Raw genomic sequence first — 25,812 nt, 5'->3', positions numbered from 1 at the left:
GTTAGCGGAGATGTTTACAGTGCATCCGTCAGGCGGTCAACCACAATCCTGCCGCTTAAATCACGCTGGGTGATACGGTAATTGGCTGAATAAGAACGCCGGCAATTCAGTTTGTCAGAGAGTGAAACAGTACCCTTTTGTGCACCGTCTTTACCCACGATAATCCATTGATTGACTTCTTCCTGACCACGATTTTTCAGCTTAACAACGTCAGCATGTTCCAGCTGGTCGCCTTCATCAATTTTAAGATAATCTTTTAACATTTTACTGACCCCCGATTGACCTCCATTACTATATTGCGAAACATTTATCTATTCAATCGAATATATTAATCGAAGTAACCATACGATAAATAAGGCCTTTAGGATTATAATGGTCTGTTTTTCAGTCAGATAACCTTAACTATGACCTAAAGAGAAAGTAAATCTCTGGCCTTTTACCCCCGGATATTTTTATAATGTGTCGCACTTTTTTAAACTAATCCGGGTGCACGATGATCGATACCACACTTCCCCTGACAGACCTCCACCGTCACCTCGACGGTAACATCAGAGCCAACACTATCCTTGAGCTGGGCAGAGAATTTAATATTGCCTTACCCGCCAATGATCTTGCCTCTCTGCTGCCCCATGTTCAGGTGATGTCTACTCAACCGGACCTGGTCAGCTTTCTGCAAAAACTCGACTGGGGTGTCAAAGTCTTAGGCAGTCTGGATGCCTGTCGGCGGGTAGCACTGGAAAATGTGGCCGATCTCGCGCAGGCCGGTATCCATTATGCTGAACTCCGTTTTTCACCCGGCTATATGGCGATGAGTCACGGACTGCCGGTAGAAGGTGTGGTGGAAGCCGTCATCGAAGGCGTCCGTCAGGGCTGCCAGCAGTACGGTGTCCAGGTCAGACTGATCGGTATTATGAGCCGGACTTTCGGTGATAGAGCCTGTCTGCAGGAACTGGAAGGGTTACTGGCGCACCGCGACCATATCACCGCCGTCGATCTGGCCGGCGATGAGCTGGGCTTCCCGGGCGATCAGTTCCTGACTCACTTCACCCGCGCCCGTGATGCCGGTTTCCGTGTGACCGTCCATGCCGGCGAATCGGCTGGTCCGGAAAGTATCTGGCAGGCTATCCGCGAGCTGGGTGCAGAACGTATTGGTCACGGGGTTAAAGCCATACAGGACCCGGCACTGATGGATTATCTGGCTGAACATGGGATCGGTATTGAATCCTGCCTGACGTCCAATATACAGACCAGTACCGTCGCGTCACTGGACGTTCATCCGCTAAAACAGTTCCTGCAGCACGGTGTCATGGCCTGTATTAACACCGATGACCCTGCAGTTCAGGGCATTGAATTACCGCATGAATATCAGGTGGCTGCTCCGGCTGCCGGTCTGAATGCCGCCGAAATTCGTCAGGCACAGGAAAACGGCTTGTATATGGCGTTTTTGAGTGCTGACGAAAAACAGGCACTGCGCCGCAAGGTGGCTGCTTAAGTTGCCGTTAACGGCCCTGCTTTCCGGGGCCGTTATCGTTTTCCGCCGGCAGATTGCTGTGTAATTGTTCAATAATTTAATTCTGAGTGCGATACCCCGCGGCAAAAGATTTAACGCGGTTGTTATAGCCAGCCTGATCCCTGATAATACACACCTTTCAAAACCCCATGGCACGACAATGACTGATTATTTATTGCTCTTTATCGGCACAGTGTTAGTGAATAACTTTGTGCTGGTGAAGTTTCTCGGCCTCTGCCCCTTCATGGGTGTTTCCAAAAAACTGGAAACCGCCATCGGGATGGGACTGGCGACGACATTTGTTATTACCCTGGCCTCCATTTGTGCGTGGCTGGTGAATCACCTTATCCTGGTTCCGCTGGACCTGGTCTATCTGCGTACCATGGCGTATATCCTGGTGATTGCGGTCACCGTCCAGTTTACGGAAATTGTAGTGCGTAAGACCAGCCCGTCACTCTACCGTCTGCTGGGGATCTTCCTGCCGTTGATCACCACTAACTGTGCGGTGCTGGGGGTTCCTCTGCTGAGTGTCAACCTGAAGCATACCTTTCTGCAGGCCGCGCTTTATGGTTTCAGCGCTTCGCTCGGTTTCTCTCTGGTGATGGTCCTGTTTGCCGGTATCCGTGAACGTCTGGTACTGGCGAATGTGCCGGCACCGTTCAAAGGTTCTTCTATTGCCCTGATCACTGCCGGCCTGATGGCGCTGGCCTTTATGGGCTTCAGCGGGCTGGTGAAGTTCTGATGAGTGCTATCTGGATTGCGATTATTTCGCTGAGTATCTTAGGTCTGGTATTCGGTGCTCTGCTGGGTTATGCCTCACGCCGTTTTAAAGTGGAAGAAGACCCGATCGTCGAACAGATCGATGAACTGCTGCCGCAGAGTCAGTGTGGTCAGTGCGGTTATCCCGGCTGCCGGCCTTATGCGGATGCGGTCGGCAATCAGGGAGAGATGATTAACAAGTGTGCTCCCGGTGGAGAGCAGACCATGCTCAAACTGGCCGCGTTACTGAACGTTGAACCTCAGCCGGTGGATGGCGGAGAAGAAGCCAAAGCACCTGAACGTAAGGTTGCCTGGATTGACGAAAGTAACTGTATTGGCTGCACCAAGTGTATTCAGGCCTGCCCGGTCGATGCCATTGTGGGAGCCACACGGGCCATGCATACGGTACTGACCGACCTCTGCACCGGGTGTGACTTATGCGTTGCCCCGTGCCCCACCGACTGTATCGAGATGCGTCCGGTTCCCACCACCACTGCTAACTGGAAATGGGATCTGAACGCCATCCCTGTCCGTGTTATTCCGGTAGAACATCATGCTTAATCTGTTTTCTCGTTTTCGTGCCGATAAAATCTGGGACTTCAAAGGGGGCATCCATCCGCCGGAGATGAAAACCCAGTCGAACGGTACACCGTTAGCGGAAATCCCGTTACCGGCACAATTTATCATTCCGCTGAAACAACATATCGGTCAGGAAGGTGAGTTGCTGGTTAAACCCGGCGATCATGTGTTGCGCGGACAACCTCTGACCTTCGGACATGGGCGGATGTTACCGGTACATGCCCCGACATCCGGTACGGTCACGGCCATTGCACCCCATATGACAGCCCACCCTTCCGGTCTGGCTGAGCCTTCGGTATTTATCCGCCCTGACGGTGAAGATCGCTGGATCGATCGTCAGCCCATTGCGAACTACCTGCAGGCGGACCGGCAGGAGATCATTCGCCACATTCATGCGGCCGGTGTCGCCGGATTAGGCGGAGCCGGCTTTCCGACCGCCACAAAACTGAAAGGCGGCCTGAGTGGTGTGAAGGTGCTGATCATCAATGCGGCTGAGTGCGAACCCTATATTACGGCCGATGATCGGCTGATGCAGGACTACGCGGCAGACGTGCTGACCGGTAGCCGCATCCTGCGTCATATTCTGCAGGCTGACCAGGTACTGATTGGCATTGAGGATAATAAACCTGAAGCCATCCGCAGCCTGAAAGCCGCCCTGGGCAGTGATAATGATTTACAGATCCGCGTTATTCCGACCAAATACCCCTCCGGGGGGGCAAAACAGCTGACCAAAATCCTTACCGGGCGTGAAGTGCCGCACGGTGGACGGTCGGCTGATATCGGTGTGCTGATGCAGAACGTGGGAACGGCCTATGCGGTAAAACGCGCGGTAATCGATGGCGAGCCACTGACTGAACGTGTCGTGACTCTGACCGGCGAAGCCTTGAGCCAGCCACGCAACGTCTGGGGCCGGCTCGGTTCACCGGTCAGCCATCTTCTGCAATTTGCGGGCTTTACCCCGGATAATAAGCAGATGGTGATCATGGGTGGGCCGCTGATGGGCTTTACGCTGCCCTCTCTCGATGTGCCGATGGTGAAAATCACTAACTGTCTGCTGGCCCCGTCGGCTACCGAAATGGGTAATAACGAAGAGGAACAGTCCTGCATCCGCTGCAGTGCCTGTGCCGATGCGTGCCCTGCCGGCCTTCTGCCACAACAGCTGTACTGGTATTGCCAGGGCGGTGATCATGACAAAGCCAGAGCTTATCACCTGAATGATTGCATAGAGTGCGGTGCCTGTGCCTATGTCTGCCCGAGCAACATTCCGCTGGTACAGTATTATCGCCAGGAAAAAGCAGAGTTGCTGGAGATTGATCTCGAAGCACGGCGCACCGCTGAAGCGAAGGCCCGTTTCGAAGCCCGTCAGCAACGACTGGAACGGGAAAAAGAGGCCCGTGAAGCCCGTCATGCCGAAGCGAAACGTCGTGTTTCTGCCAGTGAGCAACAGCAAATCGCCGCGGCGCTGGAAAGAGTGAAAAGTAAATCTGCCACGACCGAAGGTGATGTCGTGGTTCAGGCAGGCGCTACACCGGATAATTCTGACGTCATTGCGCAACGTGAAGCCCGTAAAGCGCAGGCCCGTGCCCGTCAGGCAGAAAAAGCCGCAACCGGGACAGATACCGGTGACCGTAAAGATGCCGTCGCTGCGGCGATTGCCCGGGCCAAAGCGAAAAAAGCCGCTCAGACCACGGATGCTGCCGGTGAACCAGTCGTCACTGCCCCGGACGCCGAAACCGCTGCGGAAGACCCGCGAAAAGCGGCCGTCGCTGCGGCGATTGCCCGGGCCAAAGCCAAAAAAGCCGCCCAGGGCGGGGATGCTGCCGGTGAACCGGTCGCTACTGCCCCGGACGCCGAAACCGCTGCGGAAGACCCGCGTAAAGCGGCCGTCGCTGCCGCGATTGCCCGTGCCAAAGCAAAAAAGGCCGCTCAGGCCGTCGCCGGAACCTCAGGTTCCGAATATCAACAGCCCGCGACGTCTGTGTTGCAGAATTCGACCTCCGAGGATTAAATGGCTTTTCGTATTGCAAGTTCCCCGTATACCCATAACCGACGCAGCACTAACCGGATAATGACGCTGGTACTGCTGGCTGCCGTGCCGGGCCTGATGACCCAGTGGTATTACTTCGGCTACGGTAACCTTATTCAGGTCGCTCTGGCCGCCATCACTGCCTGGGTGGCGGAAGGCCTCGTCCTGCGTTTACGCCGTCAACCGGTGTTGCCGGTACTTTGTGATAACTCGGCATTACTCACCGCCCTGCTGCTCGGTGTCAGTTTACCTCCGCTGGCCCCCTGGTGGCTGATTGTGATCGGCACGACCTTCGCTATTATTATCGCGAAACAGCTGTACGGCGGACTGGGTCAGAACCCGTTTAACCCGGCGATGGTCGGTTATGTGGTGCTACTGATCTCATTCCCGGTACAGATGACCAGCTGGCTCCCTCCCGAGACACTGCAGTCGGTCAGACCAGGATTGACAGACTGTCTGAGTATGATTTTTACCGCCCACACTACCGGCGGTCTGTCGATGCAGGCCCTGCAACTGGGGGTTGACGGTATCAGTCAGGCCACTCCTCTGGACGGTTTCAAAACCGGACTGCGGGCCGGGCATACTGCCGCGCAGTTACTGTCTGAACCTATCTTCAAAGGCATCCTGGCCGGTCAGGGCTGGCAATGGGTGAACGTGGCATTTCTGGCCGGTGGCCTGTTTATGCTGGTAAACCGGACTATCCGCTGGCATATCCCGGTCAGTTTTCTGGCTTCGCTGGCTCTCTGTGCCGCACTCGGCTGGTGGTTCTCGCCGGGGCATCTCGCCTCACCGATGATGCACTTATTTTCCGGGGGCACAATGTTGTGTGCTTTCTTTATCGCCACCGACCCGATTTCGGCGTCGACAACCGATAAAGGACGTCTGATTTACGGTGCGCTGATCGGTTTACTGACCTGGCTTATCCGCAGCTTTGGCGGTTACCCTGACGGTGTGGCATTCGCCGTGTTACTGGCAAATATCTGTGTCCCGTTAATTGATTATTACACTCAGCCACGGGTGTATGGCCATCGTAAGGAATAACCGATGCTCGATACTATCCGTAAAAATGGCATCACACTGGCCGTGTTTGCTGCGGTCACTACCGGGATGACAGCAGTCATTAACCTGGTGACCAAGCCGACTGTTGAGCATCAGATGGCGCTGGAACAGAAAACGTTGCTCGACCAGGTGGTACCTCCGTCGCTGTATAACAATAAATTACAGCAGGAGTGCTATATCGTCCGTAACCCGGCACTGGGGAATATGGACCCGCACCACCTCTATCTGGCCAGGAAAGACGGAAAACCCGTCGCGGTAGCACTGGAAACCACCGCCCCCGATGGTTATTCCGGTAATATTCAGATGCTGGTCGGTGCCGATTTCCAGGGTAAAGTGCTGGGCGTGAGGGTGACCGAACAGCATGAAACCCCGGGACTGGGGGATAAAATTGAACTGCGTATTTCTGACTGGATCACCCACTTCTCCGGGGTGGTTTTGCACGGCGCGGATGATAAACATTTTGCGGTGAAAAAAGACGGGGGGGATTTTGACCAGTTTACCGGGGCGACTATCACACCCCGTGCGGTGGTGAATGCAACAAAACGCACTACCCTGTATATTGAAACCCTGCCATCCCAACTTTCATCGCTGCCTGACTGTGGAGGAAACCCATGAGTGAAGCGAAAAAACTACTGGTCGGAGGCCTCTGGAAAAATAACTCGGCTCTGGTGCAGTTACTGGGCCTCTGCCCGTTACTGGCGGTAACGTCAACAGCGACCAATGCCCTCGGCCTGGGCCTGGCAACCACACTGGTACTGACCATCACCAACAGTGCAATTTCATTATCGCGCCGCTGGATGCCTTCGGAAATCCGTATTCCGATTTATGTCATGATTATTGCCTCCGTGGTCAGTTGCGTACAGATGCTGATCAGTGCTTATGCCCACAGCCTGTATCAGTCGTTGGGAATTTTTATTCCGTTGATTGTGACCAACTGTATTGTGGTCGGTCGTGCCGAAGCGGTGGCGTCAAAATCGAATGTTGCCCTGTCGGCACTGGACGGGTTCTCCATCGGGATGGGGGCGACCTGTGCGATGGTTACGCTGGGTTCACTGCGGGAAATTATCGGTAACGGTACGATCTTTAATGGTGCCGACCAGTTGCTTGGCCCGTGGGCAAAAGTGTTACGGGTTCAGGTGGTTCACTTCGATTCACCGATGCTACTGGCGATGTTGCCTCCCGGTGCGTTTATCGGCCTGGGGATGTTACTGGCGGCAAAATACCTGATCGATCAACGCACCCGTGAGCGTGCCGCGCGTAAAGCCGAACAGGCTGCAGGTACAGTGACTGGCCCGGCTGTGACGGCGGCACAGGTATCCGCAGGGAAAGTGTAGTGAATAAAGAGAAACGCTATCAGATACTCAGTCGCTTGCGGGAAAATAATCCCCATCCGACAACGGAACTTAATTTTGCCTCCCCGTTTGAATTGCTGATTGCGGTATTACTTTCTGCGCAGGCAACCGATGTCAGCGTCAATAAGGCAACCGTCGGATTATTCGCCGCCGCCCCCACCCCGCAGAAAATGCTGGAACTGGGTGTGGAGGGTGTCCGGGAGGCCATTAAGACCATCGGATTGTTCAATACTAAAGCGGCCAATGTGATAAAAACCTGCCAGATACTGACAGAAAAACATCAGGGACAGGTGCCTGAAAACCGTGAGGCGCTGGAAGCGCTGCCAGGTGTCGGGCGTAAAACCGCCAATGTGGTGCTGAATACCGCTTTCGGCTGGCCAACCATCGCGGTGGATACGCATATTTTCCGTGTGTCCAACCGCACCGGGTTTGCCCCCGGTAAAAATGTCGACCAGGTGGAAGCCAGGCTGCTGAAAGTCGTTCCTGCTGAATTTAAAGTGGATTGCCACCACTGGCTGATATTGCACGGTCGCTATACCTGTATTGCCCGTAAACCGCGCTGTGGGTCCTGCATTATTGAGGACTTATGTGAGTACCGCGAAAAAACCGAATAGCCCGCCGATCAGAATCAGCCCTGTGTCCATCAGGGCTGATAAATCCTCCCCCGCCCCCATTTTATTCACCTTATTCACCTGCTTATTCACCTGCGCTTATTTTTTATCAGCAAAAAACCGCTCTTGCTGACAAATATTTCTGCCATTGTGGTCACATTTTTGAGAAAAGAAGAACAGAAATATAATCCGGATTTAAGGAGATACATAGCATCTGATATTACACTTAAGTGTTTTGATACTTCTTTATGCTGATTATCAGCCTGAAGGCGGGCTTTGCGTCGGAGAAACATTATTTTGCATTATGCGGGGGAATTTATTATTCTCCTTTTAGGAAAATTCGCCATTTTCCAATATTTAATAACATTGAGTACTGTGTTAACAACTTTAAAATCTACGCAACGTAGTCTGTATGCTATTTCATCATGCTCCTGCTCTGCCTGCTTTTATTGTCACTTTCTAACGCAAGTTTCTCAATACATAACAAAATCATGTGAAAAGTTACGCATGAAAAGCACTTAATTCCTGACGTTAAACAGGGTTAACACACACCGAGGTTAAAGTGTCTGCTGCAAACAAACATAATGAATCCGTCAGCCTGAACGCATTCAGGCAACCGAAAGCGTTCTACCTGATCTTCTCCATCGAACTCTGGGAACGTTTCGGATTTTACGGGCTACAGGCTATTCTGGCCGTGTACCTGGTCAAACAACTGGGCATGTCCGAAGCTGATTCCATTACCCTGTTCTCATCGTTCAGTGCGATGGTGTACGGCATGGTGGCTATTGGTGGCTGGCTGGGAGATAAAGTCCTCGGCACCAAACGCGTGATTACCCTCGGGGTGATTGTGCTGGCTCTGGGCTATGCCTTCATTACCTTCTCCGGCCATAACGTCAGTATGGTTTATGTCGGAATGGCAACCATTGCGGTCGGTAGCGGACTGTTTAAAGCGAACCCGTCTTCTCTGCTGTCCACCTGCTATGAGAAAGGTGATTCCCGTCTCGACGGTGCATTCACGATGTTCTATATGTCCATTAACATCGGTTCACTGTTCTCAATGATGCTGACACCGTGGCTGGCCACGAAATACGGCTGGAGCGTTGCGTTCTCTCTGTCGGTTGTCGGACTGGCGATCACCCTGATTAACTTCCTGAGCATGAAGTCTCTGGTGAAGAACTATGGTTCTGCACCGGATTTTGCGCCGCTGCATTTCGGAAAGCTGATCGCGACCCTGGTCAGCGTGGTAGTACTGGTTGCTATCGCCACTATGCTGCTGCATCACCAGAGCGTTGCCCGTTTGGCACTGCTGGTGATCGCTATCGGTATTCTGCTGGTCTTTGCTAAAGAGACCTTCTCACTGAAAGGTGCGGCGCGCCGCAAAATGATCGTTGCATTTATCATGATGCTGGAAGCGATTGTCTTCTTTGTGCTGTATATGCAGATGCCAACTTCACTGAACTTCTTTGCTATCCGTAACGTTCAGCATGAAATCCTGGGGATCCATTTTGAGCCGGAGCAGTTCCAGGCGCTGAACCCGTTCTGGATCATGGTTGCCAGCCCGCTGCTGGCGGCGGCTTACAACAAGCTGGGTAACAGCCTGCCGATGCCGCTGAAATTCGCAATCGGTATGTTCCTGTGTTCCGCTGCCTTCCTGGTGCTGCCGCTGGGTGCGCAGTATGCCAGTCAGCAAGGGATTGTTTCTGTAAACTGGCTGATCCTGAGCTACGCACTGCAGAGCGTCGGTGAGCTGATGATCTCCGGTCTGGGTCTGGCGATGGTCGCACAGCTGGTTCCTCAGCGTCTGATGGGCTTCATCATGGGCTCATGGTTCCTGACCACTGCCTGCGCCGCAGTAATTTCCGGTAAAGTGGCCGGCCTGATGGCAGTACCTGATAATGTCACCGACCCGCTGATGTCTCTGAGTGTCTACAGCCATGTCTTCAAAGAGATCGGGGTTTGTACCTTAGTGATTGCGGTCGTGATGCTGATTTCAGCACCACTGCTGAATAAAATGATCCGCGACTAAGTTCGTCGGGGCTCTGCCAGGCCAGTCAGCATTGCTGACTGGCTTTTTTTTTATCCGGTGCCCCGGGAATTATTTTGCGGCGGTTTGCCCTGGGGGGCTCCCGGAGCTTGTCCGGTCTATGCTGACCTGGTCGGGGGGTTAGCCGGCAATAAACTGATGCCGCTGAGAGGTCCAGCAGCGATGTATTTGGTCATGCCCCGTGCGGGTCCGCAAACCTGCGATCGAACGACAGGAGTCTGAGCGGTGGCCGTGGAGGTAAGTGTTAATCTCTGCCCTTCTCTGTCAATGCACTCTCTGGTCATTACCGGGGAGTTATAACGGTGTTTTGCGCAGACCCTGTTTAGCATTCACCCTTCTCTGTCGATGCACTTTCTGACCTTTGCCCGGAAGCCGTACCGGTGTTTTGCGCAGACCCTGTTTAGCGTTAATTTCTGCCCGCGTCTGTCAATGCACTCTCTGGCCGTTGCCCGGAAGTCGTCCCGGTGTTTTGCGCAGACCCTGTTTAGCGTTCACCCTGCCATTTTCCCTGACATTGGCCTGACAATGATACCGAAGCCGTATTTTCTGCGTGCCGTGGTCCGTGCACCAGTCAGTCAGTCAGTCAGTGTATTCCTGTAAAATCCCGCTCAGCCAGTCCATAAATACCCGTACCCGTGGAGGAACATTCCTGCGATAAGGATATAGCAGGGACACCGGCATGGGTCTGGCCGGATAGTCTGCAAGCACTTCCTGCAATACGCCCTGAGCCAGCAATACGCTGACACTTCTTGCCGGCACCTGAATGATCCCCAGACCGGCAAGACAGGCCGCCCGGTAGGTTTCTGTACTGTTGACAGTCAGTGCGCCAGGCACCGGGAAATAGTGGCTTTTTTTGCCGTCAAAATATTCAAATCCTGAGCCAGGTTTCCCAAGATACTGTGTGTAATGAACCATGGCATGCTGTGATAACGCTTGCGGTGACAGAGGCAGCCCGAAACGGGCAAGATACCCGGGGCTGGCGCAGTTAATCATCCGGTGATACCCGATATGACGTACCATCATGCCGGAATCGGCCAGTTCTCCCACCCTGACCACACAGTCAAGTCCGTCACGGATCAGGTCAGCCTGGCTGTCGCTGCTGCTCAGTTCCACACATAATTCAGGGTACTGTTGCAGAAATTCCGGTAACCGGGGAAGCACGAATCCGGTCGCCATCGCGACCGACATATCCGCCCTGACCGTCCCGTTAAGCGTGGACGGCTCCTGGCGGAACAGGGTATCCATATCCTCCAGCATACCCAGCAGTTCAAGGCAGCGGTGATAATAGAGTTCCCCGTCACGCGTCAGACGGACACGCCGTGTCGTGCGCTGCAATAAACGGGTGCCGGTATTTTTTTCCAGTGCCTGTATCTGTCTGGAGACACTGCCCTTCGGCATCCCCAGGCTGTCCGAAGCTGCCGTGAAGCTGTTGGTTTCCGCAACGCGGACAAATACCTGCATTGCCTGTATTTTATCCATAACCCCGCCAATTGTTATTCATATTGAAACAGTGATATCTGTTTTAGCGACTTTATCACATCACTGGTGTTCAATATGATGAATTCCGTTAGCCAGTTTATTGCCGGAGAGAAACGATGAAAAACAGCATTGCAGTCATTACCGGGGGCAACCGTGGTCTGGGTAAAAACGGCGCGCTGAAATTGGCCGCCCGTGGCGTCGGAATTATTCTGACCTATCGCTCCCACGCCGAAGAAGCCGGGGCCGTGGTCAGAGAGATCCGCGATCTTGGCGTAAATGCCGTCGCCTTACCCCTGGATGTGGGAGTAACCGCACAGTTTGAGCTTTTTGCTGAGCAACTTCGCCAGGTGTTACAGGAGGTCTGGCAACGTCAGGATTTTGATATCCTGATCAATAATGCAGGACATGGTCACTACCAGTTATTTACTGAAACCCGCGAAGAAGACTTTGATGCGCTGGTCAATGTCCACCTGAAAGGTCCGTATTTTCTCACTCAGAAATTACTGCCCTTACTCCGTGACGGAGGCCGTATTCTTAATATTTCCAGCGGCCTGACGCGCGTCACCTTCCCGGGGTCTGCCACTTATGCGGCGGTCAAAGGTGCCATGGAAGTCCTCACCCGTTATCAGGCCAAAGAGCTGGGTGAACGTCGTATCAGGGTGAATGTGCTGGCCCCGGGGGCGGTGGAAACTGATTTTGGTGGCGGACGGACCCGGGATAATCAGCAGGTCAATGCGGCTATCGCTTCACAAACCGCGCTGGGACGCGTCGGCTTACCTGATGATATTGGCGATGCTATTGCCATGGTGCTGAGCGATGAGAGTCACTGGATTAACGCACAACGGATTGAAGTTTCAGGAGGGTTAGCACTCTGACGGGGTCGCTACTCACCGGTAAGCAAACCGGACACTCTTATTCAGGATAGCGATGCCAGGGTTTGAGAAAGAACGGGCATGAAACGACCGCCGGCCGGACTGACCGGCGGTCTCTGTTAACTGAGTTAACTGATTTTTTCCGCCGGGAAATGCTGTTCAGGGCGGGCAATCTGATCCTGCGCGGCGACCAGCTGCAATTCGTATTCGCCCATCTGATGCGTTTTGAGCATTACTTCGTAGACCGCTGCCGTAACATGTTCCAGGGCTTCCGGTAAGGATTTGCCCTGCAATAAATCCACCAGCAATAGTCCGCTGGTCAGGTCACCGACACCGACCGGCTGACGCACACCAAAGTCCACCAGCGGACGCTGGATGTGCCAGGCTTCACCGGCGGTTACCAGCAGCATTTCGAACTGATCACTGCGACGTCCGGCACGGGATAAGTGTTTCACCAGCACCACACGGGGTCCGCGGGAAATCAGTTCGCGGCAGGCTTCGATACACTCATCGATGGTGTGTAACTGACGCTCACTGAGCATCTCCAGCTCCAGCAGATTCGGCGCGATAATATCGCTGGCAGGCAGTGCATAGCGGCAGTGGAATTCGGCGACACCCGGCGCGACGATACATCCTTTTTCAGGGTGGCCCATGACCGGATCACAAAAATACCAGGCTCCGGGGTTGGCTGCTTTGACTTCCCGGACAATTTCCAGGATCTTTTCGCCCTGTTCAGCCGAACCGAGGTAACCACTCAGCACGGCATCACAGGTTTTCAGGCGATCAATTTCTGCAATACCCTTCACAATGTCGGTCAGATGTGCGGCCGGCATCACCGTTCCCGTCCAGTGACCGTATTGTGTATGGTTGGAAAACTGTACCGTATTTAACGGCCAGACATTGGCGCCCATCCTGCGCATCGGAAACTCAGCGGCCGCATTTCCCGCATGACCGTAGACAACATGTGATTGTATTGCAAGAATATTTTTCATTAGCCGATGACGTCTTATCTTATTGGAAATGTAAAAAAGGCCGGAAACCGGCCTTTATCATAAACGTGTTATTGCCAGTTGATCAGGCAGTAATGTTTTTTACCACGACGCAGGACGGTATAACGACCGAACAGTTTGTCGTCCTCACTGAAACGATACTCCGCATCCGCTTGCTTCTGGCCGTTGATCGCCACCGCATTAGAGGAAATCAGCGTCCGGGCCTGGCCACGGGAAGGGACCAGCTCAGCGGTTACCAGCGCCTGTTGCAGGTCATCGCCCTGTGACAGGGTGATCGCAGGCATACCGTCCTGAGCCAGCTGGGCCAAATCCGCCTCGCTGAGGTCGCTCAGGGTCCCGGCGAACAGACTCGCGGTAATCCGTTTTGCGGCACTCAGGCCTTCTTCACCGTGAACCAGACGGGTAACCTGTTCCGCCAGCACATACTGTGCACGGGGGGCTTTGCCGCTTTGCTCATCTTCTGCCTGCAGGGCATTGATCTCGTCAATGCTCATAAAGGTGAAGAATTTCAGGAAACGATAAACATCGGCATCCGCTGTGTTGATCCAGAACTGGTAAAATTTGTACGGACTGGTTTTCTTCGCGTCCAGCCAGACCGCACCACCTTCGGTTTTACCGAATTTGGTGCCATCCGATTTAGTGATCAGTGGAACCGTCAGGCCGAACACCTGATTCTGATGCAGTCTGCGGGTCAGATCGATACCCGAAGTAATGTTGCCCCACTGGTCAGATCCCCCGATCTGCAGACTGACGCCGTGGCGCTCGTTCAGACAGGCAAAATCATATCCCTGCAGCAGATTGTAAGAGAATTCCGTGAAAGAGATCCCCTGGTCATCACGGTTCAGACGCTGTTTCACCGCTTCTTTGTTAATCATCTGATTAACGGAGAAATGCTTACCGATATCCCGCAGGAAGGTCAGCACATTCATGCTGCCAAACCAGTCGTAGTTATTCGCGGCGATGGCACTGTTGTCACCGCAATCGAAATTCAGAAATGGCGCAACCTGCTGACGGATTTTCTCCACCCACTCGCCCACCGTGTCGGCGGTATTCAGCTTACGCTCACTGGCTTTAAAACTCGGGTCACCGATAAGTCCCGTTGCGCCGCCGACTAATGCCACCGGGGTGTGGCCAGCATCCTGAAAACGTTTCAGGCAAAGTAACGGTACCAGATGGCCCAGATGTAAGCTATCGGCGGTAGGATCAAAGCCGCAATACAGCGCGATCGGCCCTTGTGCCAGTCGCTCTGATAACGCTTGTTCGTCCGTTACCTGGGCGATCAGGCCCCTTTCCTGTAATTGTTGTATCAGGTTACTGCTGGTCATCAACGACTCCAAATTGAACAGACTGCACCTTTGCTGCAACGCAGCTTTCCGCGCAGTCGCGGAAAAAAATCAGGTGCATAGAATAAAACGGTGCGGCGAACTGTTCCAGTATTGAAACAGCTTATTTTACCAAATCAGGGGGCCAGGCGATCAATTTTCCAGCAGTCATCCGTTTTCTGATAGATGAAGCGGTCGTGCAGACGTTTTGCACCGCCCTGCCAGAACTCCATGGTATGAAAACGGACACGGTATCCCCCCCAGAAATCGGGCAGCGGGACTTCACCTCGCATAAATTTCTGGCTGATTTCCAGGAACTTGCCTTCAAGTACCCCACGGGCGGAGATACGGCTGGATTGTCGGGAGACCCAGGCCCCAATCTGGCTGTCACGCGGGCGGCTGTGAAAATACTTTATCACCTCTTTGGCGCTCAGTTTTTCGGCCTCACCCAGTACCATCACCTGACGTTCCAGCATATGCCAGGGAAAGTGTAAGGAGATTTTCGGGTTCCGGCTCAGGTGTTGCGCCTTACGGCTACCGAGATTGGTATAGAAAATCATGCTGTTATCGTCGTACTCTTTCAGTAAGACAATCCGCTGATACGGCTGTCCCTGCTCGTCGACGGTTGCCACACACATGGCCGTCGGGTCCGGCAGTTGCGCTTCACAGGCCTGGCTGAGCCATTGGGTGAACAGGGTCATCGGCGCTTCGGGTAAATCCTTGCGTCTGAGGCCACCACGGGTGTATTCACGTCGCAGATCAGCGATATTGTTTAAAGATTCCTGTTGGATAGTCATTGTTTCTAACTCATCAAAGCACTTCATCACCGACAGTGTTGCTGCAGGCGGCAGCACTGTCCCCTTTTATCTTTTCCCCGGCACGGCACTCCCTCCCGCAGGGGCATAGGCCGGGAAGATGGCCCCCAGGGTGGTGAAATCACGCGCCCCGGTGACGGCAGGCAGATTGCCGGGTAATCCGGAGAGTGTACGGAACGCCAGCCAGGCAAAGGCCAGCCCTTCCATATCGTCACTGCTGATCCCCGCATCATCCGTTTTACCCACGTCGGTACCGGGCATCAGTGCGGAAATTCGCTGCATCAGTAAGCGGTTATGGCTGCCTCCACCGCACACCAGTAACCGGTCACAGTGACCACTTAATTGTATCTGCCGGACGATAGTCATGGCCGTCAGTTCCAATAGCGTGGCCTGAATATCACCGGCATCGAGCCCCGGAAAGCGCTGTAGCTGCTTTTCGATCCAGGACAAATTAAAATATTCACGGCCGGTACTTTTCGGGGCCGGTAAGGCAAACCACGGGTCATCCAGCATCTGTTTCAGCAATACCGGAACGACGTTCCCCTGACCTGCCCACTGACCGTCTTTGTCGAACCGCTGCTGACGCTGTTGCCAGATCCAGGCATCCATCAGGATATTGCCAGGCCCGGTGTCATAACCGCGGATATTCTGGCCGGGAAACAGCAGAGAGATATTCGCAATACCGCCAATATTGAGGACCACGCGCCGTTCCAGCGGGTGCATAAGCACTGCGCGGTGAAAGGCAGGCACCAGCGGTGCGCCCTGACCGCCTATCGCCATATCACGCCGGCGGAAGTCGCCGACTACCGTGACGCCGGTACGGGCCACAATCTGATTATTATCCCCCAGTTGCATGCTGAAAGGCGCTTCCCCTTCCGGTTCATGCCAGACCGTTTGTCCGTGACAGCCGATACCGACAATATCTTCAGCACTCAGGGATTCCCGTTGCATCAGCGTTTCAATCGCTTCGCTGAACAACCGGCCGAGGCGGGTATCCAGGCGCCCTAATTGTGACAGTGTCACGGGCTGACCCTGGCAGACATCCAGGATCATCTGCCGGATCTCCAGCGGCATCGGGTGACAATAACTCGCCTGCCGGGCGACAATATGCTCATCGATCGCCGCCAGCACCACATCCACACCATCCAGGCTGGTTCCCGACATGACTCCGATATAACGTCCCGATTTCATCTTAACCTCAACTCACGGCTCCACAGACCAGCCCTCAGTCTTGCAAATCTTCACGGCTAATACTATGAATAAAATGGTGATCATCGATCAATTTATCGTAAAGGAATGCCGGTCGATTGAATTATTGTTTATCCGGCCGGTCTTAAAATGCCGCATTGTGAGTTTGCAAAAATCACTTCGGTATGCACAATTTGCTTTATACTGGAGAAACAACGTTATAAAGGGTGCGCTTATCGCGCTGATTTTTGAAAGGAGTTTCTGATGATTAAACGTTTAACGACTTTAGCGGTAGCCGCCTGTGTCCTGACCGGATGCGTAAATGATAACTCGCTTTCCGGGGATGTTTATAGCGCCAGCGAAGCTAAACAGGTCCAGAGCGTTACCTACGGGACACTGGTTTCTGTCCGCCCTGTTAAAATTCAGGGGGGCGATAACGACAGTATGCTGGGCGCAATTGGTGGTGCAGTCATCGGGGGCTTCCTCGGTAACACTATCGGTGGTGGCGCAGGCCGTAGCCTGGCGACCGCTGGCGGTGCAGTCCTCGGCGGACTGGCCGGTCAGGGGGTTCAGAGTAACCTGAATGAGTCCAACGGGGTGGAACTGGAAATCCGTAAAGATGACGGCAACACTATTATGGTGGTTCAGAAACAGGCTGCCAGTCGTTACTCTGCCGGGATGCGTGTTGCTTTAGTCTCTAACGGCAGCCAGGTGACCGTTTCACCACGCTAAGCACGCGTCTGCTGCCGTCGGCTTCACCGGGATAGACCGGCGAGTCAGACGGCATGTTGAGGCTACCGCCGCCAGCCCCTTTTTTTACTAACCCGTCCTGATGACGGGTTTTTTTTACCTTATCGCAGGGGCCGGGGAAAATCGCGTGGCGACGAAACAGGCCGCACTACCCCTCTTTTCCTTGCAGTTCGACAATGTTTTTTTCCAGTCTGGCGATTACATTGACCATCAGATCGATTTCTTCGGCGGATATTCCGCTCAGGATATCTTCGCGGCTGCGGTTGATGACCCTTTCCAGTTGTTCGATGACCGGGGCGGCTTCTTCTGTCAGAGTAATACGTTTTGCCCGGCGATCATCTGCACAGGGAGTCCGGCTGATAAGGCCTTTTTGTTCCAGCTGATCCAGTGTTCTGACCAGGGACGGTTGTTCAATACCAATCGCTTTGGCCAACTGGATTTGTGACTGGTCCGGCGGTAACTGATGAATATTGTGCAAAGTGACCCACAGTGTCTGCGTCAGACCAAGAGGTTTCAGTCTGTTATCAATCACTGCACGCCACATACGAACCAGTCTCGCCAGATCAGTGCCCAACGAAGATTCCATATAAGCTCCTTATAATTAGCTTGCTAAGCAATGTCGTCTTTCTTACACTATTTTGCGTTTTTTAAGGAGCAAATACAAATGTCTGATGAAAAGCGCCTTTTTTGCCAGGTTTTTATTTCCGATATCTGTCTCAGAGGATAAGCCACAATGATTTGGACCAGCCCTCCTCCGTTAACCGCACTCACTGAACTGGTGTTCGGAGACTCGCTTTTTTTTCCGCCGATGTTTAAATCGGTATTGTCTGGCTTTTTTCTATGGCTGGTCATCCATCCGTTAATCAGAACGCGTATTTATTCCGGGCGTTTCTGGCATCCGACGCTGATGGATCTTTCCGTATTTATATTGTGTGTCGTTTCCTCCTTTGGGTTACTTAACCTGAGATAATTTTCGATGAAAGTGAATCTTCTGAAGTACTTTTCGACGTTATTTGTCTTTGCTGTTGCACTGATCGCCGGCTGGTGGATGTGGAACTACTATATGCAGTCTCCCTGGACGCGTGACGGAAAAGTGCATGCGGAACGGGTGAATATTACCCCGGAAGTCTCCGGACGGATTGTTTCGGTGGCGGTCAGTGATAACCAGTACGTTCATCAAGGGGAATTGCTGGTAACTCTGGATACCGTTCCGTTTCAGATTGCCATCGATAATGCGGCGGCAGAACTGGCTAAGAGTCAGGCCGACCTGACGAAAGCGCGACATGAAGCAGAACGCAGGGCCAGCCTGCCGCGGAACATTATTTCCGCCGAGGACCTGGACATTGCCCGGCAGACCGCCGATGCCATGCAGGCCACCGTCAAAGCGGCCGCCGCCTCGCTGGATAAAGCGCGCTGGGATCTGCAACAAACCCGAATCTATGCACCGGCAGATGGCTGGGTCACCAACCTGACCTTACGTAGCGGTAACTATGCCAGTGAAGGCACTCCCCTGTTTGCCATGCTGGATAGCCATTCCTGGTACGTGATGGGGTATTTTGAAGAAACCAAACTCCGGCATATCCGTGCCGGCGCCCCGGCAAAAATCATTCTTTACAGTACCGGGACGACCCTTAAAGGCAGCGTACTGAGTATCGGACGTGCCATTTATGATCAGAACGTAGTGGATGACGGTCTGGTGGCGAATATCAAACCCACCGTTCCCTGGGTCCGGCTGGCACAGCGTGTGCCGGTCAGAATTAAGCTGGATGCTTTGCCGCAGGATCTTCTGCTGGTTGCCGGCACCACCTGTACGATTGTGATCAGTGACTGAAGATGAATCTTAACTGGCTGTCATGGCAGCGGCTGCCGTGGATTTGTGCCACCGGCCCGCAGTGGCGTTACGCCCTGCGTAACAGCCTGGCGATGTGTCTGGCGCTTATCTTTGCTTATACCCTGGATCTGGATCAACCCTACTGGGCGATGACCTCCGCCGCGGTGGTCAGCTTCCCGACCGTCGGCGGTGCAATCAGTAAAAGTCTGGGCCGGATCTGTGGCAGCCTGATCGGTGCCACCGTCGCATTAATGATTGCCGGCCACACCCTGAATGACCCCTGGCTTTTCACCTTTACTATCGCGGCGTGGCTGGCGTTCTGTACCTGGATTTCCAGCCATTATCAGAACAATGTGGCCTATGCGTTCTGCCTGTCCGGCTATACCGCGGCCATTATTGCCTTCAGCACGGTTAATGTCACCGAGGTGAACCAGGTCTGGGACATTGCTCAGGCCAGGGTATGTGAGGTGATCACCGGGATACTCTGTGCCGGTCTGATGATGATGATCCTGCCCAGTACGTCCGATGGCGATAATCTGATGCTGTCGCTGCACAAAATGCATCAGGACATCTACCTGCATGCGGTGACGCTGCTCTCCCGCAATAGTACAACCCTGGCCCATACTGCGCATGAACAGGTTATTTCACAAATTCTGACCATGAATTTGTTACGGGTACAGGCATTCTGGAGCCATTATCGCTTCCGGCGGCAAAATAATGTACTGAACTATATTCTTCATCAGCAATTACGGATGACCAGTGTGCTGTCGGGGTTACGGCGCATGCTGCTCAACTGGCCGGAGGCGCCCGAAACGCTCTACCAAGGCATACAGGATATTTTAACGGAACTGTCCAGGCCCGGCGGTGATAAATATGCGATAGCCATGATCCTGCGGCGGATGGTCGCCGAAAATCCGGCCGATTTCCGTCAGCGTGCCGTCTGCGAACGGCTGCGCTATTTTTGCTGGTTATATCTGGATATTAACCGCTGGATCCGCCTGATAGAAGTCGCCGACGCCGATACACGCTTTCAGCCCCCGGCGGTCCCTTCTCTGGCACGCGAAAATGACAGTACCGAAGCCGCACTGAGTGCCTTGCGTACCTTTGTGGCAATCATTGCGGGGGGAACCTTCTGGATCAACAGTCACTGGGAGTCCGGTTCAGAGGCGCTGACATTAACGGCCATCGCCTGTGTTCTTTATTCCTCCTCCCCGTCTCCGGGAGGTACCATCTTCGGTTTGCTGAAAACGCTGCTGTTTCTCTGCTGCCTTAGCCTGGTAATGAAATTCGGTCTGATGATCCAGTTGACCGCACTCTGGCAATTTTTGCTGTTTCTTTTCCCGATGCTTATCACCGCTCAGTTACTGAAACTTCAGCAACCGGCCAATGCCGCCTTCTGGGGACAATCCATCGTTTTTCTGGGGTCGTTTATATCGGTCACCAACCCGCCGGAGTGGGACTATGCCGATTTTCTGAATGCCAATGTCGCCAAGGTCTGTGGCGTATTGCTTGCCTGGCTGGCCTTTCAGATCCTGCAGCCCAGCTCCGATGACCGTAAAAGCCGCCGCCATATCCGCGCGCTCAGGCTGGCCTTCCTGGATCAGTTACGCCGCCACCCGACCCTGAAAGAACATGATTTTGAATCCCGGGTTTACCACCTGGTGAGTCAGTTGAAGAGCAGCAAAAATCAGCAGGCGAAACTCTGGCTGTTACGCTGGGGCGTGGTACTACTGAATTGCTCGCACATCGTCTGGTATCTGCGCAGCTGGACGCCGCAGAATCCGGCATTAATGGCCCTGCGGGATAACTCTTTTCAGTCGTTACAACAGGTCATGAGTCTGCGCGGTGTCAGGCATAACGCGCTGGAGACTACCCTGGACGAACTGCAGCACACCCTGCTGGCGCTACAGACGCAGGATAACGAAGAAGCCCGTGAACTGGCCGGTATCCTCTGGCGATTACAGTGTTCACTGGCCCAGCTTCAGCAGGGCGTACCGGAGCCACCATTGTCCGGACCGCCTGCGCAGGGGTCAGAACAGTGATGGTTGCTCCGGGTCTTCCTCTGCCGGGACTGACGGTGCTTTATGCCAGCGCAGACGGCGTTGCTGGCACAAACGGATGACCGTGCGTTTCTGCGTATCGGTGAATGACATCCACCCGAAACGCTCTTCTCTGCTGCGCAGGCAGCCCACACAATAGCCGCGGTTGTCCGCCTGACAGAGACCGCGGCACGGACTCGGCACAGGGAAAAATTCCAGTTGTTCAGCCATCGGGGTTCTCCCTGACAGGTAACGGGCCTGCAGCCCCATTGTCTGCGGATACCCTAAAGATAAAACAGGGGTGGTTTTTTTGCACTACGCTGATAGCAAGCTTATCAGTGAGTATAGCGGAGGGTTGTCTGTTTGTGCGTTCCTCCGTGAGCGCCCTTGTCAGTCTGCTGAGCGCTATTTACTCTTGCTGAGGTGACTGAAAAATAAACTTTATCTCTTGCCTGCTATGACAGTAAGACGATACCCCACGATCCTCCGGAGATACCTTATGACTGACAGCGTTCTTTTCAAGCCGCTTACCCTTGGCAGCATGACTGTCCCTAACCGGATCTTTATGGCGCCATTAACGCGCTTACGCAGTATCGAACCCGGCGACATTCCGACCCCACTGATGAAGGAATATTATCAGCAACGGGCGACGGCCGGCCTGATCATTACAGAAGCCACTCAGATCTCTTTCCAGTCTAAAGGCTATGCCGGTGCCCCCGGGCTGCATACGCCGGAGCAGATCTCCGCCTGGAGTGAGATCACCCGGGCCGTTCACCAGGCCGGCGGTCATATTGCCGTCCAGCTCTGGCACACCGGGCGTATCTCGCATGCCTCCCTTCAGCCGGGCGGTCAGGCGCCGCTGGCGCCTTCGGCGCTGCCGTCTCATACCCGGACCACACTGAAAGATGCCGCCGGTAACGTTTATCGTGAAGAGACGACCCTGCCCCGGGAGATGACCCAGGCGGAAATCCGGCAGGTGATTGACGATTTCCGCCAGGCGGTCGTGAACTCTGAAACGGCCGGCTTTAACCTGGTAGAAATTCATGGTGCGCATGGTTATCTGCTGCATGAGTTTTTATCACCGGAGTCCAATATCCGTACCGATAAGTACGGTGGCAGCGTCGAAAACCGTGCCCGCTTATTACTGGAAGTGGTCGATGCGGCAATCGCGGTTCGCGGTCCGGAACATATTGCTGTCCGTCTCTCCCCGGTCGGGACCTTCCAGGGGCTGACCAACGGGCCGGATGAAGAAGAAGATGCCCTGACGGTGATCAGAGAACTGGCGGCCAGAAAGATTGCGTACCTGCACTTCTCTGAACCGGACTGGACCGGTGGCGACTCGTACCGTGACGAATTCCGCAAAAAAGTCCGTGAGATCTTCCCGGGCGTTATCATCGGTGCCGGGGGGTATACGAAAGAGAAAGCCGAAGACTTAATCGGCCGTGGCCTGATCGATGCCGTGGCCTTTGGCCGGAATTATATCGCTAACCCGGACTTAGTGCTGCGTCTGGAAACCGACGCGCCGCTGAACCCGCAGCGTCCGGAAAGCTTCTACGGCGGCGGTGCGGAAGGATACACCGATTACCCGTTCCTCGGGCAGAACTGAGATTACCGCCACCCGTTTCCCTGTTACACTGATTACAATGACTGACCGGCCAGCATGATGTCCTGCTGGCCCTTTTTAATTGCTAAGAGGATGATATGCGTTTACTTCATACCATGCTGCGAGTCGGCGATCTGCAACGCTCGCTCGATTTTTACACCCGTGTTTTAGGCATGAAACTGCTGCGTCAGAGCGAGAATACGGAATATAAATATTCCCTGGCCTTCGTGGGCTACACCGACGAAAGCGATGGGGCCGTCATCGAACTGACCTATAACTGGGGGGTTGAAAGCTATGACCACGGCAACGCCTATGGTCATATCGCGCTGGGGGTGGATGATGTTGCCGCAACCTGCGAAAGCATTCGTCAGAGCGGTGGCAATGTCACGCGGGAAGCCGGCCCGGTGAAAGGCGGAACCACCGTGATCGCCTTTGTCGAAGACCCGGATGGCTACAAAATTGAGCTGATTGAGAATAAACATGCCGGTCAGGGGCTGGGACACTGATCACCGGCCCGCCTTCTGACGGCGGGCCTTGCTGGCAAAGCCTGTATGCCACTGCTGCATCACAGGCGTTTTTTTGCGATACTAGCCTCTGCAATTTTCGTCCGATGAGATCCTGATGTCCGAAACTTCTTCCCCTAATGCTTTGAACCAACGTTTCCGTGGTTTCTTTCCCGTCGTCATTGATGTGGAAACCGCGGGTTTTAACGCCGATACTGACGCCTTACTGGAAATTGCTGCGATCAGCTTAAAGATGGATGACGATGGCTGGCTGCAACCCGACCAGACACTGCACTTTAATGTTACGCCGTTCGAAGGCGCTATCCTGCATCCTGAGGCGCTGGCCTTTACCGGTATTAATCCGGCGGACCCGGAAAGAAATGCTGCCAGTGAACATGACGCGTTACATGCTATTTTCAAAATGGTTCGCAAAGGTATGAAAGACAGCGACTGTGCCCGTGCCGTGATCGTTGCGCATAATGCCAATTTTGACCACAGCTTTGTGATGGCCGCAGCACAACGCAGTCACCTGAAACGTAACCCTTTCCACCCTTTTGCGACCTTTGATACTGCAGCGCTCAGCGGACTGGTGCTTGGCCAGACCGTACTGGCGAAAGCCTGTAAGGCCGCAGGCATGGAATTTGACAGCCACCAGGCGCATTCAGCCCTGTACGATACACAGCAAACGGCCACCCTGTTCTGTGAACTGGTTAACCGCTGGAAGCGTTTAGGTGGCTGGCCACTGCCTGTCGCCACCGACGGGAATGAGGCCGGTGCTGAACCGGTATAGGCGTTATCTTATGCCCTGTCCTGCTATGCCAGGACAAAAAAATGCCCGCAGTCATTGCGGGCATCTGAAACGGGGGAAACGTCAGTTTATTCCGCGGCAGGATATTTTTCTGCCGTTTCTTTGATCAGCTGCTGTAATTCACCACGCTGATACATTTCCATAATAATATCGCAGCCACCGACCAGCTCGCCGTCTACCCATAATTGCGGAAACGTCGGCCAGTTGGCATATTTCGGCAGTTCTGCACGAATGTCCGGGTTCTGCAGTATATCCACGTAAGCAAAACGCTGACCACACGCAGAAAGTGCCTGTACCGCCTGGGCCGAAAAACCACAGCTTGGCAGCTTAGGGGAACCTTTCATGTACAGAAGGATCGGGTTTTCTGAAATCTGAGTCTGAATTTTTTCTAACGTGCTCATCATACTTCCTTTGCAACAAAACGACATGTCTGCCCATTGTAAGCGATAACGGCGGATTAATAAAAACGACATTTTATGACGATAACGTTTACATAGTGACTTAAGCACAAGCCGTTAAATGGCCCTTCTGTGACAGCGGTCACGTCTCAGAGGGGGGATTTACGGTAAAACAGATGCGTTAATTGCCTGTTTGCGCTCAATTTTCCGGCAAAAAACTTCTCGTAACAGATTCCGGAAAAAAGACCTTAACATTTGATAAATACCTGGATTAGAATGCATTTGGGGCTGGCTGAAAGGTCAGATGTTATTTTTTAAATATGTTCTCTCTTTCCGGGACATTTAACCTGTAACCTGACAACTATGCGTTTACTTATCACGCTTTTTATTCTTGCTGTTGCACAGCTGTTTTTTAACGTCGCCGAAGCTGCGCCACGTTCTGCTATTAATGTCTCTCATCATAAAGCGACACGGAAAAATGTTACCGAAGATATGCGAAGAAAGCGCAGACCGGTGAAAGCCACCAGCTCACGGCATAAAACGCGTCAGCCCCTTAGCCACCGTGTAAAAGCCTTAGCCAGCCATCGCAAACTCAGAGAACATCCTGCCCGTGAAGAGCAACACCGCACCGCAGAACATCACCGTATTGAAAAGAAAGTTTACGGGCGTCATCGCCCCGTTGCCCGTAAATCGAACGCCCGCCCGTCAGAGAAACTGACCGCTATTCGTATGAGCAGTACGCACCGCATGCGTTATCAGAAAGCCCGTCAAACCGCCATGGTTAAACTGATGGACCAGCTAGGTAAACCCTATCAGTGGGGAGGCTCTTCGCCCCATACCGGTTTCGATTGCAGCGGACTGGTCTATTACGCCTATAAAGATTTGGTGAATTACCGGATCCCGCGTACCGCTAACGAAATGTTCCACCTGCGCGATGCCGCGCCGATCAAACGTAATCAGTTAGAAAAAGGCGACCTGGTGTTCTTCCATATTCATGGCCGTGAAAAAGCCGACCATGTCGGTGTCTACCTGGGTAACGGTAAATTTATTCAGTCCCCGCGTACCGGCAAAGACATACAGATCAGTGCCCTGAGCAACGAATACTGGCAGAGCCACTACATTGGTGCTCGCCGCGTGATGACCCCGACGACGGTGCGCTAATTCAGCACCGGTTACCGGTCCTTCCGACAGAGGAAGCATAAAAAAGCCTGAACACTGTTCAGGCTTTTTTATTTACCGTCGCGGGACAGAAAT

27 protein-coding genes are annotated in these 25,812 nt (G+C 53.6%); 18 read left to right on the top strand and 9 right to left on the bottom strand.

Annotation, left to right across the window (positions count from 1 at the left end; genetic code table 11):
* Window positions 1–14 precede the first annotated feature (14 nt).
* Entirely contained in the window at window positions 15–263 is a 249-nt protein-coding gene (locus tag JK223_RS01675; protein ID WP_212712475.1) for a hypothetical protein, read from the bottom strand.
* Window positions 264–493: 230 nt separating this feature from the next.
* Here JK223_RS01675 and add point away from each other — a divergent pair, with 230 nt between their 5' ends.
* From add to dtpA, 9 genes are all read left to right on the top strand, one after another.
* Window positions 494–1,492: an adenosine deaminase gene (add, locus tag JK223_RS01670; protein WP_212712474.1), complete on the top strand. Its 999-nt coding sequence runs from the start codon at window positions 494–496 to the stop codon at window positions 1,490–1,492.
* Between the two features lie 178 nt (window positions 1,493–1,670).
* Window positions 1,671–2,252, top strand: a complete 582-nt coding sequence (rsxA, locus tag JK223_RS01665) for an electron transport complex subunit RsxA (RefSeq protein ID WP_025901956.1) — start codon at window positions 1,671–1,673, stop codon at window positions 2,250–2,252.
* A complete protein-coding gene (gene rsxB, locus JK223_RS01660) occupies window positions 2,252–2,830 on the top strand; it encodes an electron transport complex subunit RsxB (RefSeq protein WP_212712473.1) in 579 nt (192 codons plus the stop codon). The genes rsxA and rsxB overlap by 1 nt, the downstream gene beginning before the upstream one ends.
* Window positions 2,823–4,856: an electron transport complex subunit RsxC gene (gene rsxC / locus JK223_RS01655; protein ID WP_212712472.1), complete on the top strand. Its 2,034-nt coding sequence runs from the start codon at window positions 2,823–2,825 to the stop codon at window positions 4,854–4,856. Before rsxB ends, rsxC begins: the two co-directional genes overlap by 8 nt.
* Window positions 4,857–5,915 (top strand): electron transport complex subunit RsxD, encoded by a 1,059-nt coding sequence (rsxD, locus tag JK223_RS01650; RefSeq protein ID WP_212712471.1) that lies wholly within the window; start codon window positions 4,857–4,859, stop codon window positions 5,913–5,915.
* Between the two features lie 3 nt (window positions 5,916–5,918).
* A complete protein-coding gene (gene rsxG / locus JK223_RS01645; RefSeq protein ID WP_212712470.1) occupies window positions 5,919–6,548 on the top strand; it encodes an electron transport complex subunit RsxG in 630 nt (209 codons plus the stop codon).
* Complete coding sequence (locus tag JK223_RS01640) at window positions 6,545–7,267, top strand: electron transport complex subunit E (protein WP_212712469.1); 723 nt, start codon at window positions 6,545–6,547, stop codon at window positions 7,265–7,267. Before rsxG ends, JK223_RS01640 begins: the two co-directional genes overlap by 4 nt.
* A complete protein-coding gene (gene nth / locus JK223_RS01635; protein ID WP_212712468.1) occupies window positions 7,267–7,899 on the top strand; it encodes an endonuclease III in 633 nt (210 codons plus the stop codon). Before JK223_RS01640 ends, nth begins: the two co-directional genes overlap by 1 nt.
* Before the next feature lie 559 nt (window positions 7,900–8,458).
* On the top strand, window positions 8,459–9,922 hold the full coding sequence (gene dtpA / locus JK223_RS01630) for a dipeptide/tripeptide permease DtpA (RefSeq protein WP_212712467.1): 1,464 nt from the start codon (window positions 8,459–8,461) through the stop codon (window positions 9,920–9,922).
* 597 nt (window positions 9,923–10,519) lie between these two features.
* Here the strand turns inward: dtpA and JK223_RS01625 are convergent.
* On the bottom strand, window positions 10,520–11,419 hold the full coding sequence (locus JK223_RS01625; RefSeq protein ID WP_212712466.1) for a LysR family transcriptional regulator: 900 nt from the start codon (window positions 11,417–11,419) through the stop codon (window positions 10,520–10,522).
* A gap of 116 nt (window positions 11,420–11,535) precedes the next feature.
* On the opposite strand from JK223_RS01625, the gene JK223_RS01620 reads away from it, so the two are divergent.
* Window positions 11,536–12,294 (top strand): SDR family NAD(P)-dependent oxidoreductase, encoded by a 759-nt coding sequence (locus JK223_RS01620; RefSeq protein WP_212712465.1) that lies wholly within the window; start codon window positions 11,536–11,538, stop codon window positions 12,292–12,294.
* Between the two features lie 125 nt (window positions 12,295–12,419).
* On the opposite strand, the gene pdxY is transcribed toward JK223_RS01620, so the two are convergent.
* The 4 genes from pdxY to anmK form a co-directional block, all read right to left on the bottom strand.
* On the bottom strand, window positions 12,420–13,283 hold the full coding sequence (gene pdxY, locus JK223_RS01615) for a pyridoxal kinase PdxY (protein WP_212712464.1): 864 nt from the start codon (window positions 13,281–13,283) through the stop codon (window positions 12,420–12,422).
* Window positions 13,284–13,351: 68 nt separating this feature from the next.
* Window positions 13,352–14,626: a tyrosine--tRNA ligase gene (tyrS, locus tag JK223_RS01610; protein ID WP_212712463.1), complete on the bottom strand. Its 1,275-nt coding sequence runs from the start codon at window positions 14,624–14,626 to the stop codon at window positions 13,352–13,354.
* A 134-nt stretch (window positions 14,627–14,760) separates the two neighbouring features.
* Window positions 14,761–15,420 carry a pyridoxamine 5'-phosphate oxidase gene (gene pdxH, locus JK223_RS01605; RefSeq protein ID WP_212712462.1) on the bottom strand — a complete coding sequence of 220 codons (660 nt, stop codon included), beginning with the start codon at window positions 15,418–15,420 and terminating at the stop codon, window positions 14,761–14,763.
* Window positions 15,421–15,486: 66 nt separating this feature from the next.
* On the bottom strand, window positions 15,487–16,629 hold the full coding sequence (gene anmK / locus JK223_RS01600) for an anhydro-N-acetylmuramic acid kinase (RefSeq protein ID WP_212712461.1): 1,143 nt from the start codon (window positions 16,627–16,629) through the stop codon (window positions 15,487–15,489).
* Window positions 16,630–16,890: 261 nt separating this feature from the next.
* Between anmK and JK223_RS01595 the strand changes: the two genes are divergently transcribed.
* Window positions 16,891–17,358 carry a glycine zipper 2TM domain-containing protein gene (locus JK223_RS01595; protein ID WP_212712460.1) on the top strand — a complete coding sequence of 156 codons (468 nt, stop codon included), beginning with the start codon at window positions 16,891–16,893 and terminating at the stop codon, window positions 17,356–17,358.
* Between the two features lie 166 nt (window positions 17,359–17,524).
* Here JK223_RS01595 and slyA read toward each other — a convergent pair whose 3' ends face one another.
* Window positions 17,525–17,962 carry a transcriptional regulator SlyA gene (gene slyA / locus JK223_RS01590; RefSeq protein ID WP_212712459.1) on the bottom strand — a complete coding sequence of 146 codons (438 nt, stop codon included), beginning with the start codon at window positions 17,960–17,962 and terminating at the stop codon, window positions 17,525–17,527.
* A gap of 147 nt (window positions 17,963–18,109) precedes the next feature.
* Between slyA and JK223_RS01585 the strand changes: the two genes are divergently transcribed.
* The 3 genes from JK223_RS01585 to JK223_RS01575 are packed head-to-tail and all read left to right on the top strand — an operon-like array spanning window position 18,110 to window position 21,249.
* Window positions 18,110–18,346 (top strand): DUF1656 domain-containing protein, encoded by a 237-nt coding sequence (locus JK223_RS01585; RefSeq protein ID WP_212712458.1) that lies wholly within the window; start codon window positions 18,110–18,112, stop codon window positions 18,344–18,346.
* A gap of 6 nt (window positions 18,347–18,352) precedes the next feature.
* Window positions 18,353–19,207: an HlyD family secretion protein gene (locus JK223_RS01580; protein WP_212712457.1), complete on the top strand. Its 855-nt coding sequence runs from the start codon at window positions 18,353–18,355 to the stop codon at window positions 19,205–19,207.
* 2 nt (window positions 19,208–19,209) lie between these two features.
* Entirely contained in the window at window positions 19,210–21,249 is a 2,040-nt protein-coding gene (locus tag JK223_RS01575; protein WP_212712456.1) for an FUSC family protein, read from the top strand.
* Here the strand turns inward: JK223_RS01575 and JK223_RS01570 are convergent.
* Entirely contained in the window at window positions 21,238–21,477 is a 240-nt protein-coding gene (locus tag JK223_RS01570; RefSeq protein ID WP_212712455.1) for a DUF1289 domain-containing protein, read from the bottom strand. The genes JK223_RS01575 and JK223_RS01570 overlap by 12 nt on opposite strands.
* A 268-nt stretch (window positions 21,478–21,745) precedes the next feature.
* Between JK223_RS01570 and JK223_RS01565 the strand changes: the two genes are divergently transcribed.
* From JK223_RS01565 to rnt, 3 genes are all read left to right on the top strand, one after another.
* The gene (locus JK223_RS01565; RefSeq protein WP_212712454.1) at window positions 21,746–22,852 is read left to right on the top strand and encodes an alkene reductase; all 1,107 of its coding nucleotides are present in this window, start codon (window positions 21,746–21,748) and stop codon (window positions 22,850–22,852) included.
* 95 nt (window positions 22,853–22,947) lie between these two features.
* On the top strand, window positions 22,948–23,355 hold the full coding sequence (gloA, locus tag JK223_RS01560) for a lactoylglutathione lyase (RefSeq protein ID WP_212712453.1): 408 nt from the start codon (window positions 22,948–22,950) through the stop codon (window positions 23,353–23,355).
* Between the two features lie 115 nt (window positions 23,356–23,470).
* Window positions 23,471–24,142, top strand: coding sequence for a ribonuclease T (gene rnt, locus JK223_RS01555; protein ID WP_212712452.1), 672 nt, complete (start codon window positions 23,471–23,473; stop codon window positions 24,140–24,142).
* Window positions 24,143–24,228: 86 nt separating this feature from the next.
* Here the strand turns inward: rnt and JK223_RS01550 are convergent, their stop codons facing one another.
* The gene (locus JK223_RS01550) at window positions 24,229–24,564 is read right to left on the bottom strand and encodes a Grx4 family monothiol glutaredoxin (protein ID WP_212712451.1); all 336 of its coding nucleotides are present in this window, start codon (window positions 24,562–24,564) and stop codon (window positions 24,229–24,231) included.
* 357 nt (window positions 24,565–24,921) lie between these two features.
* On the opposite strand from JK223_RS01550, the gene JK223_RS01545 reads away from it, so the two are divergent.
* Window positions 24,922–25,719, top strand: coding sequence for a C40 family peptidase (locus tag JK223_RS01545; protein WP_212712450.1), 798 nt, complete (start codon window positions 24,922–24,924; stop codon window positions 25,717–25,719).
* The last annotated feature ends 93 nt before the right edge of the window (window positions 25,720–25,812 follow it).

The sequence above is a fragment of the Tatumella sp. JGM118 genome (genome assembly GCF_018257515.1).
GTDB lineage: Bacteria > Pseudomonadota > Gammaproteobacteria > Enterobacterales > Enterobacteriaceae > Tatumella > Tatumella terrea.
The sequence above is the reverse complement of the archived record's forward strand: the minus strand, read 5'-3'. Positions and strand labels throughout refer to the sequence as shown.